The organism is Rhizobium sp. SG2393 (genome assembly GCF_042610495.1).
In the GTDB taxonomy this organism is placed as follows: domain Bacteria; phylum Pseudomonadota; class Alphaproteobacteria; order Rhizobiales; family Rhizobiaceae; genus RU20A.
The window spans coordinates 1,075,203-1,088,653 of the sequence record NZ_JBHGAP010000001.1; the positions used below are offsets into that span (position 1 = coordinate 1,075,203).

The window sequence follows — 13,451 nt, forward strand, 5'->3', positions numbered from 1 at the left end:
ACGCGGCGGTTTTTCCGATTTCCCGCCACGGCCAACGAAACGGCAGACGAGCGCCCCACCTGTCCGGACCGCCCTCACCCCGATGCTGACGTCATCCGACAAGGAGTTTCCCGTGGCCACCAAGACCCTCAACGACCTGTTCTACGATACGCTGAAGGACATTTATTACGCCGAACGCCAGATCCTGAAGGCACTGCCGAAAATGGCGCGTTCGGCGACGGACGACAAGCTGAAGCAGGCTTTCGAGCAGCACAAGGAAGAAACCCAGGGCCAGATCGAGCGCCTGCAGCAGGTCTTCGAGATCATCGGCAAGCGCGCCCAGGGCAAGACCTGCGAGGCGATCCAGGGCATCATCGCCGAAGGCGAGGAAATCATGGAGGAATTCAAGGATACGCCAGCGCTTGATGCCGGCCTTGTCTCCTCAGCCCAGGCCGTCGAGCACTACGAGATCGCCCGCTACGGCACGCTGAAGGCCTGGGCCGCCCAGCTCGGCTACAAGGATGCCGTGGCACTTCTGGATGCGACCCTGAAGGAAGAGACGAAGACGGATGCAAGCCTGACGCAGCTGGCCGAAACGGCAGTCAACGCCGCCGGCGAAGGCGCGCGCAAGGCTGCCTGAGGCGATAACAGAGACCAGGAACGCGTTGGTCGACACGACGCGGAACGCGAGGGGGCGGCCACGGGAGAAGGCCGGCCCCTCGTCCTTTTTTTGCGCCGCCCGCTCAGGCGGCAGCGGGTGTCCTGCGGCTTGCGACCAGCCCGATCGCGGGTTTTTCGACAAGGCGGTAGACCAGCCAGCCGACGAGGACGGCTGCGGCGACGGCGCAGACCATGTAGGTCAGCCACCCCATCACCGATCCGGACCAGCCCATGCCGCGCCAGCCCTGCGCAACGGCCGACAGGATGAGGCCGTGGGAGAGATAAAGCGAATAGGAGCAGTCGCCAAGACGAGAGAGCACCGGCAGATGTGGCAGCGCGCCTGCCCTTTCGATGCCGACGAGGCTCAGCATCATGATCGCCGCCGGCAGCCCGTGCAGCAGCCAGCGGCTTTCGCCGAGCTCGAGATTGCCCGTCCCCATCACCACGGCAAGGCTGAGGATGAAGAGCCGCGCCAGCGCGCCGTTTGAAAAGCTGACCGAAGAGGCCATGTAGCCGGCGATGATCCCGAAGCCGAATTCGAGGATGATCGGCGATGTCCAGAACGCCAGCGCCGACGCCTGCGGACGAAAGACAAGGCCGGCCAGCACGATAGCGACGAGAAGGGCCGGCACGATGCGCAGCCGCCAGATGGTCGGCATCCACAGGCATGCGCCGAAAATGGCGTAGAAGAACATTTCGTAGTTCAGCGTCCAGCCCGGCAGGAGAACCGGCGCGATGATCGTATCGCCCGGTGTCACCGATGGGATGAAGAGGTAGGACGCCAGAGTATGCCAGAGGCTGATCTGTGTGGATTGCAGGGCACTTGGCACGACCAGCGCCACGACGACGATGGCCGTCGTCATCATCCAGTAGAGCGGCGCGATCCGGCGCAGTCGCTTCCCATAGAAGTCGACCACCCCGACCGTTCGGCCGGCCGTCGTCTGCCACATCACGAAGCCGCTGATGACGAAGAAGAGATCAACGCCGCTTTGCAGAAACTGCGGCCACCAGCCATCATAGCCCATCCGAACCAGTTGCACATGCAGGTGAAACAGCAGCACCGAGAAGGCTGCCGCGCCACGCAACACGTGAATCGATCGAAAATGGGCCCGCCCGGCCAGATCCATGGCATCCCCCCGCTCGGCGCCCATCCCTTCTGCCGGAATACCATGTGTCTGTTGAAATTTGTCTAATATATATGCAGACTTATGAAGGATCCGAGGAGAGCCCCCTTCAGCTTCACATCGGATCCCTTGCGGCCATGCCGGGCACGTGAGGCGTGGATAAATGCCGCCGAACAGGGCGGAGTGCGCGCCGCGGGTGAGCGCGGCGCGCATACTGCAGGGAGTTGCGGGCTGGCTGTCCCTTGTCCAGTCTTGCTGAAGTATCAGGGCTTCGGCACGACCGTCGCAAGCTTGCGGAAGGGCGAGAGAATTTCCAGCCGGCTCGGCACGCCCTTGGCAATGGAAACGATGGTGCCGGGGCCGATCTTCACCGGAGTTTCCTCGGCCTGCGAATAGATGGCTTCCCCTTCCACGACCACGAAAGTCTCTTCGAGATCGCGGCCCGGATAGTTGTAGATGCCGGGCTCGGCCTTCCAGACGGCGACGATCGTGCCGTTCTCGACCGTATCCTGCCAGATCGGCCGGCGATAGGAACCGTCATCGCGGCCCTCGGCCGGCATGGCGGGCGTGAGGTCGATGTCGTCGGCGATGTTGTAGATGGGCATGCTCATTGCGGCAGTCTCCTTGGGTTATCTCTGATGGTTGTCAGGCGTGCGGCGGCAGCGCCGCGCCGGAAAGACGGGTCGCGAGATTGTCGCGCATCCGGTAGTAGCGCAGCGTCAGCGCCGGCCCGAAGGCCATGTAGAAGGGTGCGGCTTTGAGCGGCTCCAGCTTCAAGGCCAGCTCGTTTTGCGGCTTGCCCAGCGCCCATTCCGACAGGATCGATCCCAGCATCGAGCCGGTCGGCACCCCGCGGCCGGACAGGCCCGTGAGCGCCACGACGCCGGGCGCGAGATCGTAGAAGCGCGGAATGGTTCGATATTGCATGTCGAGTTCGCCGAACCAGAAATAGTCCCAGCGGATCTCCTCGCGGATATCAGGATGCAGCCATTTCAGCCGCTCGCTCATCACCTGGCGCGTATAGGCCATGTCGCGCCCGCGCCGGCCCATGGGGAACATCGACGCAACGATCCGGCCTTCGGCATTGTATTTGTAAACGTAGATGTCGCCGCGCCCGTCATGGATCGTGGTGTTCTGCGGAAGCACGCTGCGGCGCGTTTCCTCCGACAGCACCTGTGTCGCCGCCACGAAGACGCGCTGGATCTTGAAGGTCTGGTCGAGCTTCGGCCAGCCGCCGACCGTATAGGCACCGGTCGTGAAGATCACCTTGTCGGCAATCACGGCGCCGCCCGCCGTCCCCACCGTCCAGCCGCCGCCCGCTTCGCGCTCGCAGGACGTCGCGGCAGAGCCCGTGAAGATCTTCGCCCCCTCCTGGATGACGGCCCGCGCCAGCCCGCGCGCGTAACCGAGCGGGTTGAGATGCCCCGCCTCCTCGTGCAGCCAGCCGCCGTGAAAGCGCGGGCTACCGGTGATCGCGGCCACCTCGTCGCGGTCCACGAAACGCGTCTTCGCGCCGACGGCATTGTAGGTCTCGACCTTCTTGCGGATACCGGCCAGCGCACCCTTGTAGTGCGCGCCCATCACATAGCCGTTCTGCACCCACTCGCAGTCGATCTGGTAGTCGCGCACCATGGCGGCGACCCGGTCGTTCGCCCGCGTCTGCCGGTCGATCAGCCGTTCCGCCCAGGGTTGCCCCAGCATCTTGCGCAGCTCCGGCAGGCTGTAATGGGTGAAGGTCGGCGTGCAGTGGCCGGCATTGCGGCCCGAACCGCCAAAGCCCGCCTCCTCCCGTTCCAGCACGACCACGCTGACGCCGGCCTTGGCGAGTTCCAGCGCCGTCGTCAGCCCGGCATAGCCGGCACCGACGATGCAGACATCCGCCTTCACCGTGCCGTCGAGCGTTTCCGTGCGCGGGGCAGCGGCGGCTGTCGCATACCAGAGCGTGGCGTCGAAGGGCGAAAACCGCGTCATGGCATCCTCCCCCTCAGTTCAGGTCGCTGCGCGCATCGAGCGCATCGCGAAGGCCATCGCCGATGAAGTTGAAGCTGGTGACCGCGAGCGTGATGGCGACGCCGGGCACGATGGCGAGCCACGGCGCCTTGTCGAGATATTGCTGCGCGCCGTTCAGCATGTTGCCCCAGCTCGGCAGCGGCGGCTGGATGCCGTAGCCGAGGAAGCTGATATAGGCCTCGAGCAGGATCGCCCGCGCCACCGTCAGCGTCGCCGCCACGATGATCGGCCCGACCGCGTTCGGCAGAAGCTCGCGGAACATGATCCAGCCGTTCGGCAGGCCGAGCATGCGCGCCGCCAGCACGAAATCGCGCTCACGCAGCGAGCGCACCTCGGCCTCGACCAGACGGGCGATTTCCATCCAGCTCGTCACCGCGATGATGACAGTGATCATGAAGGGGCTGGGCTTCACAAAGGCGGCGAGCGCGAGCAGCAGGAAGATGCTCGGAAAGGACAGGAAGGCATCCACGAAGCGCATCAGCACCGCCCCAACGCGCCCGCCGTAATAGCCGGCCACAACGCCGATTACGGTGCCGATCAGCGTCGAGAGCACCATGGCGAAGAAGCCGACGAGCAGCGAGATGCGCCCGGCATTGAAGAGCCGTGCCGCGATATCGCGCCCGAGCGGATCGGTGCCGAAAATGTGGTAGCCGGTGAGCGGTGGCGCGAAACGGGCCCGCAGGTCGATGTAAAGCTCGTCATAGGGCAAGAGATGCGGGCCGACGACGCAGGCGAAGATCAGGATCCCGATCATCACGACACCGACGACGGCGAGCTTGTGGCGTGCGAAGCGGCGGACGGTGCGGCTCTGCCACCAGTGGCTGCCGGGTGCGGCGGCGGATGTCGGAAGCGTGGCTGCGGACATGGATCTATCCCTTCAGGCAGGTGGCGACCGGCGATCAGCCGAGACGGATGCGCGGATCGACCAGCGCGACGAGGAGATCGGCGAGAAGACTGCCGGCGAGAACGAGAATGGCGGAAAACATCAGGAGGCCCATGACGACGGGATAGTCGTGGTATCCGAGACTATCGAGGAAGAGCCGCCCCATGCCCGGCCAGGTGAAGACCGTTTCGGTGACCAGCGCGCCGCCGAGAATGGTCGGCAGTTGCAGGCCGGCGAGCGTGATCATCGGCAAAAGGGCGTTCCCCACCACATGCTTCATCAGCACGCGGCGCGGCGAAAGCCCCTTGGCGCGGGCCGTGCGGACGAAGTCCTGATTGATCACATCGAGCGTCGCGGTGCGCATGTAGCGGCTCCACACGGCGATGTTGACGAGCGCCAGCACGAGGCTCGGCATGACGAGATGGATGGCATAGTCATAGAAGGACTGGTCGCCGATCGTGTACATGTTGCCGGCCGGCAGCCATTTGAGCTTCAGCGCGAAAACGTAGATGGCGACGAGGCCGAACCAGAAGGTCGGGATCGACAGCGCCACCATGGCGCCGACGGTGGCGGTATAATCGAAAAGCGAATAGCGCTTCGTCGCGCCCTTGATGCCGATCCAGGTGCCGACGAGGATCGAGATGAGCGTGGAGGATCCCATCAGCAGGAGCGTCGCGAAAAGATGCCCAGAGATGATCTCCAGCACCGGCCGCTGGTCGCGGTAGGATGTGCCCCAGTCGCCCCTCAAAAGTCGCCAGGCCCAGTCGAGATACTGGATCGGCAGCGGACGGTTGAGCCCCATCTGCTCGGCGATGCGGTCGAGCGCTTCCCGCGTCATGCCGGGGGTCAGGGCAAACTGCGAGAGCGGACCGCCGGGCGCGAGGTTGAGCACGGCAAAGCCGATGATGGAAACGAGCACCAGAAGCACGAGGCTCTGCCACAGGCGGTTCAGAAGATAGGAGACCATGGGTCAAGCTCCGGTCAGCCCGCGCATCCGTGCGGCGGGGGCATGCCTTGAGGATCGTCCGCAACGGCCACGGGCAGCCGGCGCCGGATCGGCGCAGGCGCCGGGTTTGGGCCGTCGCGATGCGATGGACCGGGCCTCGCTTGAGGCCCGGTGCAGGCTCACATCAGCTGACAGTCCAGCTGCCGACATTCCAGGTGTCGATGCGGGTGTTGATGTTGAACACGACGTTTTCGACACCCTGCTTGTGACCGCGCACGGTGGCGTACTGGAAGAGCGGCAGGAACGGCAGTTCGGCGCGCATGATCTCCTGGATCTTGAGATAGGCCGCCTTGCGCTCTTCCGGCACGAAGAGGCTGCCGCCCTTGGCCAGAAGCTCGTCCACTTCAGCATTGGCGAACTGCCAGGTGTTCTGGCCCGAACCGCCCTTGGCGGGGCTGGAGGTCGAGCGGAAGAAGTCGGAGGTATCAGGATCCGGCCCGGTCAGGAAGTCGAGGCCAACGATGACCGTGTCGAACTTCGACAGCATCCAGTAGTCGCCCCACATGACGGCCGGCGGCAGGTTGGAAATCGTCATGTCGATGCCGAGATCCTTGAACGACTGCTGCATGTACTGCTGCACCTGTTCGCGGATGTGGTTGCCGGCCGTGGTCGAGCAGGTGAAGGCAAGCTTCACGCCGTCCTTGGCACGGATACCGTCTTCGCCCGGCACCCAGCCCGCCTCGTCCAGCAGCGCCTTCGCCTTCTCCATCGAATATTCATGCTTCGGCAGGTCCGGATTGTAATAGAAGGACTGCTGCGGCACATAGCTCTCGGTCGGCGTCGGCAGGCCGTAATAGAGCGCGTCGATGATCGATTGCTTGTCGATGGCGTGGTAAAGCGCCTGACGCACCTTGGGATCCTTGAACTGCGGCCGCTCCATGTTGAGCGTGAAGGATTCCACCGTCGAGCCCGGCACGACGGTGACGACCTTGCCTTCCAGCGCCTTCGCCTCGTCGTAATGATCCGGCGTGATCCACTGCAAGCCGACCACGTCGATATCGCCGGTCTTGAACTGCGTGTACATGACGTTGAGGTCGGGAACGTACTTGTAGATCAGCTTCCCGATATGCGGGCCGGCGCCGAAATAGTCGGCATTGGCCTCGAGCAGGATGTAGTCGCCGGCAACGCGGTCCTTCCACTTGAAGGGACCGGTGCCGATGGGCGCATTGTTGTAGGGTGCCGTGTTGCGGTCGGCGGCAGAACCCAAGGCATGCTTCGGCGTGATGAAGGTGGAGGCGAGGATCGACGGATAGGGCGCGAACGGCTTTTCCATCTTCCAGGTGATCTCGGTCGGCGACACCACCGTCAGCTCCCGCACATATTCGTGGCCGGTCTTGCGCCAGGAGCGGAAGTTCGGATCGACCAGAAGTTCCAGCGTGAACTTCACGTCCTCGGCCGTGAACGGCGTGCCGTCATGCCACTTCACGTCGTCGCGCAGCTTGACCTTCCAGCTGAGGCCATCGGCGGAGATGCCGCCATTTTCGACGGTCGGGACTTCGGCGGCGAGTGCGGCAACGAAGGCGCCCTTCTCGTCCACATAGAACAGCGGATCGAAGATGCTGAAATGGATGCCCTCATCCACCTCGATATGCGGCATGTGCGGGTTGAAGACGGTGGGCTCCTGCGAGAAGCCGATCGTCAGCTGTCCCTTGGCATCCTTGGCCCCTTGGGCAAAGGCGCGGGTGAACCCCGGCAGGCCGGTCATGACGACGCCGGAGGCGCCGAGGGCGAGAAGGCCGAGCGCCTGGCGGCGCGTGGTGTTCAGGAATGGCTTTTTGGTATCGGACATTTTCAGTTCCCCTTTTATCCGATGGAGTGACAAGTCATCTCAGTGCGTGCCTCCGCCTCTCTGGGCGGTTGAGCCTCCCGACGGCAGTTCCCTGCCGGCATGCGCTGCGACCGGCGGCGGACCGCCGGCCGCTCTGGTCGTCAAAAGCCGCTGATGAGTTCGATCTTCGAACCATCCGAAAAGCGGCTGAAACGGAAGTCGCGGCGCTCCACGATGGGCGTACGCCCGAGAACGATGTCGGCCATCAGCCGCCCGGCCCCCGGGCCGATGCCGAAGCCATGGCCGGAAAAGCCGGTCGCGACGTGGAAACCCGGGATCGCATCGATGGCGTCGATGACCGGCACCGCATCCGGCGTCACATCGATCATCCCGCCCCAGCGCTGCGCGATCTCGGCCTTCTTGAAGACCGGGAAAGCGACCGAGAGACGCTTCAGCGCCGCATCCGACATGGCCTTGGACGGGATCGGGTCGAGCACGCGGTTGTATTCGAAGGGCGAGGCCTCATCGAGCGCCCAGCGGCGCGGAATGCGGGCCTCATCAAAGAAGCGGCCACCGAGCCGGAAGCGCAGCGAGCGCCATTCATGCGAAAAGGCCGGCAGGAATTTCGTTGCGTAGCGGAACGAGGCGGGCACGAGATCGACGATGTTCTGGGCCCCGTCGGCGATCGTGTAGCCGCCGTCCTGGCGCTTGCGCAGCGCAAAGCCGCTCGCCCAGATCGCCTCCTCCGGCCCGCCTTCCAGCGGCTTGGTGCGCAATACCGAGTTCAGCACCTTGAGCTGCGGCAGGTCGAGCCCGTTATTGCCCATGAAGAGGCTCGACCAGGCGCCACCCGCCAGCACGACGGATGTGCAGGCGATCTCGCCGCGCTCCGTCACGACGCCCGACACCTTGCCACCCGCCATCTGCAGGCCGCGCACCGCGCATTCGGTGAGGATATGCGCGCCGCGATCGCGCGCAGCCTCCGCGATGGCGGGTGCGGCCCGCTGCGGCTCGGCGCGGCAGTCGCCGGCCGTATAGAGCGCGCCGGCGATCTTCATCGTGTTGCCGGGGTACTTGGCGTTGAACTCGGCCGCGCTCAGCATGCGGCTTTCGATCTGGTATCCCTCGAGATTGCGGTTCCAGCGCTCGTGCTCGTCGAATGCTTTCTCATCCGCGCAGGTGAAGACGATGCCGGAGCGCTTGAAGCCGGTCTCGCGGCCCGTGCGTCGGTTGAGATCGGCCCAGATGCGCAGCGCTTCCGCCATCAGCGGCACCTCGCGCGGGTCGCGCCGGGAGATGCGCACCCAGCCCCAGTTGCGGCTCGACTGTTCGTGGCCGATGCCGCCCTTCTCGCAGAGCGCGACGCGCAGGCCGCTGTCGGCAAGCTCCAGCGCGGTGGATGTTCCGATGATCCCGCCGCCGATGACGACGACATCCACCTCCTTCGGCAGCTCGGCATCGCCATGGACGGGAACGACATAAGGACCGGGCATCTCAGAAAAATTCCTCAAGCTGGCAATTGATGGCGAATTCGGCGACCGAGGCCGAATTGGGAAGGGCAATCAGCATGGCGATGATGCGGGCGAGATCGTCCGGCTGCGTCAGGAGGTCGGCCGGCCGGTCGGTCAGCGCCATCGCCATGTCGGTGGCGACGAAGCCGGGGCAGACGGCGGTTGCCCGGATACCCTGGTCGAAACCGGTCTGGCGAATGGCATGCGCCAGCGCCACGGCCGCGAATTTGGAGAGCGAATAGCTGCCGGCACCGGCCGATTTCACCCGCTTGCCGGAGAGCGAGGCGAGGATGATCACCCGCCCCCTGCCCGTCGCCGCAAGCGTCTCCCAGGCCGCCTTCGCCAGCCGGCGCGGCGCCTTGAGGTTCACCTGCATCATGGCCTCGATATCCTCGTCCTCGGCCTCGATCACCGTCTTCGGGATCATGATGCCGGCATTGGCGACGAGCGCGTCGATACGGCCGAAGCGGACGGTGGCCGCCTCCACCCATCGCGCCTCCGCCGTCACGTCGCCGGCCTCGTAGGCGAAGAGCTGGACGCGATCCTCCTCGCCTTCCGCCCAGGCCGGCATGACGGGCGTGCGCATGCCGAGCGACACGTTCCAGCCCTGCCGCAACAGTTCCGCCGCCACATGGTCGCCGATGCCGCGGCTGGCACCCGAGATCAGCGCCACGGCGCCCTTGGGAAAATCGCTCATGACAGCCCCACGATCCGGCGATAGGCGCGCCGCAGGATATCGATGACCAGCTTCTGCTCGTCGTCCGGAATGAAGGAGAAGAAATCGCGCGACTGCTGCGGGACGATCTCGCGGATCTTCACCGCCAGCGCGGCGCCGGCCTCGGTGATATAAAGCTGCTGCGCGCGGCTGTCGTCCGGCGACACCTCACGCCGGATGAGGCCGTGATGCTCCATCTGGTCGATGAGCCGGCCCATGGCCGAGCGGTCCTTCAGAATGAGGTGGGCGATCACCGAGGGCCGGATACCCGGATAGTCGTCGACCAGGAGCAGCGTGGTGATCTTGCCCGTGCCCTTGGCGACATCCAGCCCCTCCAGCCGCTCATCGAGATCGCGCGACACCGCGAGGTTGATGGTGCGGATGTAGAAGCTCAGCGTATCCTCGAGCACATCGATGTTGATGTCCTCTGGCACCGTCGGCGGCTTGATCGCAGGCTTTGAAGGCGGTTTCGTCATCGGGTTTCCGTTCGACTGGACAAGAGTTCTCCCGTCCGCAGGCCTGCATCGCGCAGGCCGCAGCTTCGGGCTTCCGTCGCTGTCGTATTTCAATTCCGTGACAATATGAAAGGACAGATAGTGGATATTTGCAACTATTTTCTGCGGCAAAATCGACTATTTTTTTCAGTAAAATCAAAATCTTGAAAACAAAAACACAAGCGCCGCCGGCCCCCTTCGGAACCAGCGGAAGCGCGGGCGCTCACAAGCCATCCGACACGCGCCAGGCGTGGAAAACCGCCGCCTGAAGGGATCACACGGCCGCGGCGGCCGGTTCCCAGTCGGCGCCGGGGATCGCGGCGACGAGTTTGCGGGTATAGTCGTGGCGCGGATCGCGGAAGATCGTGGCCGGCGGCCCCTTCTCCACCACCACGCCGCGATGCATGACGATCACCTCGTCGCAGATCTGGCTCGCCACGCGCAGATCATGGGTGATGAAGATCATCGCCACCTTCATCTCCGCCTGCACGCGGGCCAGCAGTTCGAGGATCTGCGCCTGGATCGACACGTCGAGCGCCGAGACCGCCTCGTCGGCCACCAGCACGACCGGATCGAACATCAGCGCGCGGGCAATGCCGATGCGCTGGCGCTGCCCGCCGGAAAACTCGTGCGGGAACCGGTCATAGGCCTGCGCGTCCAGTCCAACGAGATCCAGCAGCCGCAACGCCTTGGCGCGCGCCTCTCCCACCGGCACGCCATGCGCCACCGGCCCGACCGTCAGGATCCTGCCGATGGTGTGGCGCGGATTGAGCGAGGCGAAGGGATCCTGAAAGATCATCTGGATATAGGGCCGAAGCGCCCGAAAGCTGTCCTCGCCCATGGCCGCGATGTCGCGCCCGTCGAACCGGATCGACCCGCCATCCGGCTGCAGGAGCTTCAGAAGCACCCGGCCGAGGGAGGATTTGCCCGACCCGCTTTCACCGACCACGCCGAGCGTCTGCCCCTTGCGCAGCGTGAAGCTGACACCATTGACCGCCTTGACGACCCGCGTCTTGCGGAAGAAGGAGCCGCCGGCCCGATATTCCTTTTCGAGGTTTTCCACCTCGAGCACCACGGGCGGCTCATCTTGCGCGATGACATCGGCAGCCCGCGCCCGCATGCGCGGCACGGCAGCCACGAGGCGCTGGGTATAGGGATGGGCGGGATGCACCAGCACCTGATCGGCCGGGCCCTGTTCCACCAGATGCCCCTTTTCCATCACCACCACCCGGTCGGCGATCTCGGCAACGACACCGAAATCATGGGTAATGAACATGACGCTCATGCCCTTGCGCTTCTGGATCCTGCGGATGAGATCGAGGATCTGCGCCTGCGTGGTCACGTCGAGCGCCGTGGTCGGCTCATCCGCGATCAGCACGTCCGGATCGAGCGCCAGCGCCATGGCGATCATCACCCGCTGACGCTGCCCGCCGGAGAGCCGGAAGGGATATTGCAGCCGCATCAGCGCCGGATCGGGCAGGCCCACCTCTTCCAGCAGCGACAGCACCTTGGCCTTGCGGCTTTCGGCCGTGCCATGGCCATGGGCCTCCAGCACTTCCGAAATCTGGTCACCGACCGTCATCAGCGGGTTGAGCGCAGACAGCGGATCCTGGAAAATGATCGACACCGCCCGGCCGCGCAGCGGACGGATGGCGTCTTCGCGGGCGGCGAGAATGTCCATGCCCCTGAAATGGATTTCGCCCGCGCTGACTTTGATGACGGGCGACAGAAGGCCCATGATCGTATTGGCGGTCACGGACTTGCCCGAACCGGATTCGCCGATGATGCAGAGGATCTCACCGGCATGGAGATCGAAGGAAATATCCCTGACCGCGTGCGTGCGCTCCATCCCCGGCGGCAGATCCACCGTCAGATTGCGAACGGACAGCACCACGTCGGCCGACGTGGAGGTGTGCGACATAAGTTCCCCTTGTTCTTGTAACTTTGTTCGCCCGCGGTCGCCATTGTGCGCCGCAGCGAAGATAGTGGACCATGTCCACTATCTTGTCCAGCACCCCCACTATCCTTCCCTGAAAAATCCCCTACCAGCCCGCCGCACCGACACGACCACAGGACTACACGACTACACGGACGGAACAGCGTCAGCGACGAGATAAAAATAAATAAAACAATGACTTGGAAAATTGGTGGGCCCGGAGGGACTCGAACCCCCAACCAAGCGGTTATGAGCCGCCGGCTCTAACCATTGAGCTACAGGCCCGGCCGCAGAAGCGGCGCAGGGGCAATGGGACCCCTTTGGAGCGCCCGGCCGCACCTTGCGGGTTGCCGGCGCCTCTCAGTTCCGGCTCTAGCCGAATTCGGCGGGGGCGTAAAGGCGGTGCCGCAATCCCTACACATTCCTTGGCCACAACCGGCAGCAGGGACAGGAAACATCGGAGACCCGAAATGACTGATTTCATTGCCGTACCGCGCCGTCTGGCCGGTGCCCTCCTTCTGGCTGCGCTGGCATCGACCGCGGCCCTTCCCGCACTTGCGGCAGAGGGGCCGCAGAAGGGTGTGATCGTCGTGACCGGCGAAGGCAGTGCGCAGGTTGCCCCCGACATTGCCATCATCAGCCTCGGCGTCCAGGAAACGGCAGCCACCGCGCGGGAGGCCGTCACGGCCACCAATACGGCGATGGAGAAGGTGCTGGCGGCGCTGAAGGAAGACGGGATTGCCGAGCGCGACATGCAGACGAGCGGCTTTTCGATCAACCCGCAATACACCTATTACGACAACTCCAATGGCGAAAACAGGCCGCCAAAGCTGACCGGCTACCAGGCCAACAATGCGCTGACGGTCAAGCTGCGGGATCTCAAGCGGCTCGGCGATCTCCTCGACCGCTCCGTGACGCTCGGCGTCAATCAGGGCGGCACGGTCCAGTTCGCCAATGACGACCCCAAGGCCGCGATGACGCAGGCCCGCAAACAAGCCGTCTCCGAGGCGGTCGAGAAGGCGAAGACGATGGCGGATGCTGCCGGCATCAAGGTCGGTCGTGTGCTCGAAATCTCCGAAACCATGGGCCAGCCGATCCCCATGCCGCAGATGATGCGGACCATGGCCAAGGATGCCGGTGCGGAGTCCGTGCCGATCGCCGCGGGCGAGAACAATTACACGGTTTCCGTCTCCATGCGCTTCGAGATCGGCGACTAGAGCATAATCCGACCGGATTGAAACGAGGATCGACAAGATTATGCTTTAGAAAAGAGGACTTAGAGCGCCGATCTGATCCTGTCAGATCGAACAGAGCGCTAAGTCTTCGGCGTCACCGGGGCGTTCGCAGCAGCGCCCCGGCTGTCGC

12 protein-coding genes and 1 tRNA gene are annotated in these 13,451 nt (G+C 64.4%); 2 read left to right on the top strand and 11 right to left on the bottom strand.

From position 1 onward, the window contains the following. The first annotated feature begins 82 nt into the window (after positions 1-82). The gene (locus ACED18_RS05150) at positions 83-619 is read left to right on the top strand and encodes a ferritin-like domain-containing protein (protein WP_377291051.1); all 537 of its coding nucleotides are present in this window, start codon (positions 83-85) and stop codon (positions 617-619) included. A gap of 103 nt (positions 620-722) precedes the next feature. Here the strand turns inward: ACED18_RS05150 and ACED18_RS05155 are convergent, their stop codons facing one another. The 11 genes from ACED18_RS05155 to ACED18_RS05205 all read right to left on the bottom strand — a co-directional run bounded on the left by ACED18_RS05155 (position 723) and on the right by ACED18_RS05205 (position 12,371). Beyond that, a complete protein-coding gene (locus ACED18_RS05155) occupies positions 723-1,766 on the bottom strand; it encodes an acyltransferase family protein (protein ID WP_377289630.1) in 1,044 nt (347 codons plus the stop codon). 260 nt (positions 1,767-2,026) lie between these two features. After that, positions 2,027-2,374, bottom strand: coding sequence for a cupin domain-containing protein (locus ACED18_RS05160; RefSeq protein WP_377289632.1), 348 nt, complete (start codon positions 2,372-2,374; stop codon positions 2,027-2,029). 34 nt (positions 2,375-2,408) lie between these two features. Further along, a complete protein-coding gene (locus ACED18_RS05165; RefSeq protein ID WP_377289634.1) occupies positions 2,409-3,734 on the bottom strand; it encodes an NAD(P)/FAD-dependent oxidoreductase in 1,326 nt (441 codons plus the stop codon). 13 nt (positions 3,735-3,747) lie between these two features. Continuing rightward, positions 3,748-4,638 (bottom strand): ABC transporter permease, encoded by an 891-nt coding sequence (locus tag ACED18_RS05170; RefSeq protein WP_377289636.1) that lies wholly within the window; start codon positions 4,636-4,638, stop codon positions 3,748-3,750. Positions 4,639-4,672: 34 nt separating this feature from the next. After that, positions 4,673-5,623 carry an ABC transporter permease gene (locus ACED18_RS05175; protein ID WP_377289638.1) on the bottom strand — a complete coding sequence of 317 codons (951 nt, stop codon included), beginning with the start codon at positions 5,621-5,623 and terminating at the stop codon, positions 4,673-4,675. A 163-nt stretch (positions 5,624-5,786) separates the two neighbouring features. Beyond that, a complete protein-coding gene (locus tag ACED18_RS05180; RefSeq protein ID WP_377289640.1) occupies positions 5,787-7,451 on the bottom strand; it encodes a peptide ABC transporter substrate-binding protein in 1,665 nt (554 codons plus the stop codon). A gap of 140 nt (positions 7,452-7,591) precedes the next feature. Beyond that, a complete protein-coding gene (locus tag ACED18_RS05185; RefSeq protein ID WP_377289642.1) occupies positions 7,592-8,923 on the bottom strand; it encodes an NAD(P)/FAD-dependent oxidoreductase in 1,332 nt (443 codons plus the stop codon). A gap of 1 nt (position 8,924) precedes the next feature. After that, positions 8,925-9,638 (bottom strand): SDR family NAD(P)-dependent oxidoreductase, encoded by a 714-nt coding sequence (locus ACED18_RS05190; protein ID WP_377289644.1) that lies wholly within the window; start codon positions 9,636-9,638, stop codon positions 8,925-8,927. Continuing rightward, positions 9,635-10,132: a MarR family winged helix-turn-helix transcriptional regulator gene (locus ACED18_RS05195; protein ID WP_377289646.1), complete on the bottom strand. Its 498-nt coding sequence runs from the start codon at positions 10,130-10,132 to the stop codon at positions 9,635-9,637. The genes ACED18_RS05190 and ACED18_RS05195 overlap by 4 nt, the downstream gene beginning before the upstream one ends. 292 nt (positions 10,133-10,424) lie before the next feature. Beyond that, a complete protein-coding gene (locus ACED18_RS05200; RefSeq protein ID WP_377289648.1) occupies positions 10,425-12,071 on the bottom strand; it encodes an ABC transporter ATP-binding protein in 1,647 nt (548 codons plus the stop codon). Positions 12,072-12,295: 224 nt separating this feature from the next. Next, positions 12,296-12,371, bottom strand: a tRNA-Ile gene (locus ACED18_RS05205). A gap of 185 nt (positions 12,372-12,556) precedes the next feature. Here ACED18_RS05205 and ACED18_RS05210 point away from each other — a divergent pair. Beyond that, positions 12,557-13,303, top strand: a complete 747-nt coding sequence (locus ACED18_RS05210) for an SIMPL domain-containing protein (RefSeq protein WP_377289650.1) — start codon at positions 12,557-12,559, stop codon at positions 13,301-13,303. Positions 13,304-13,451: the final 148 nt, after the last annotated feature.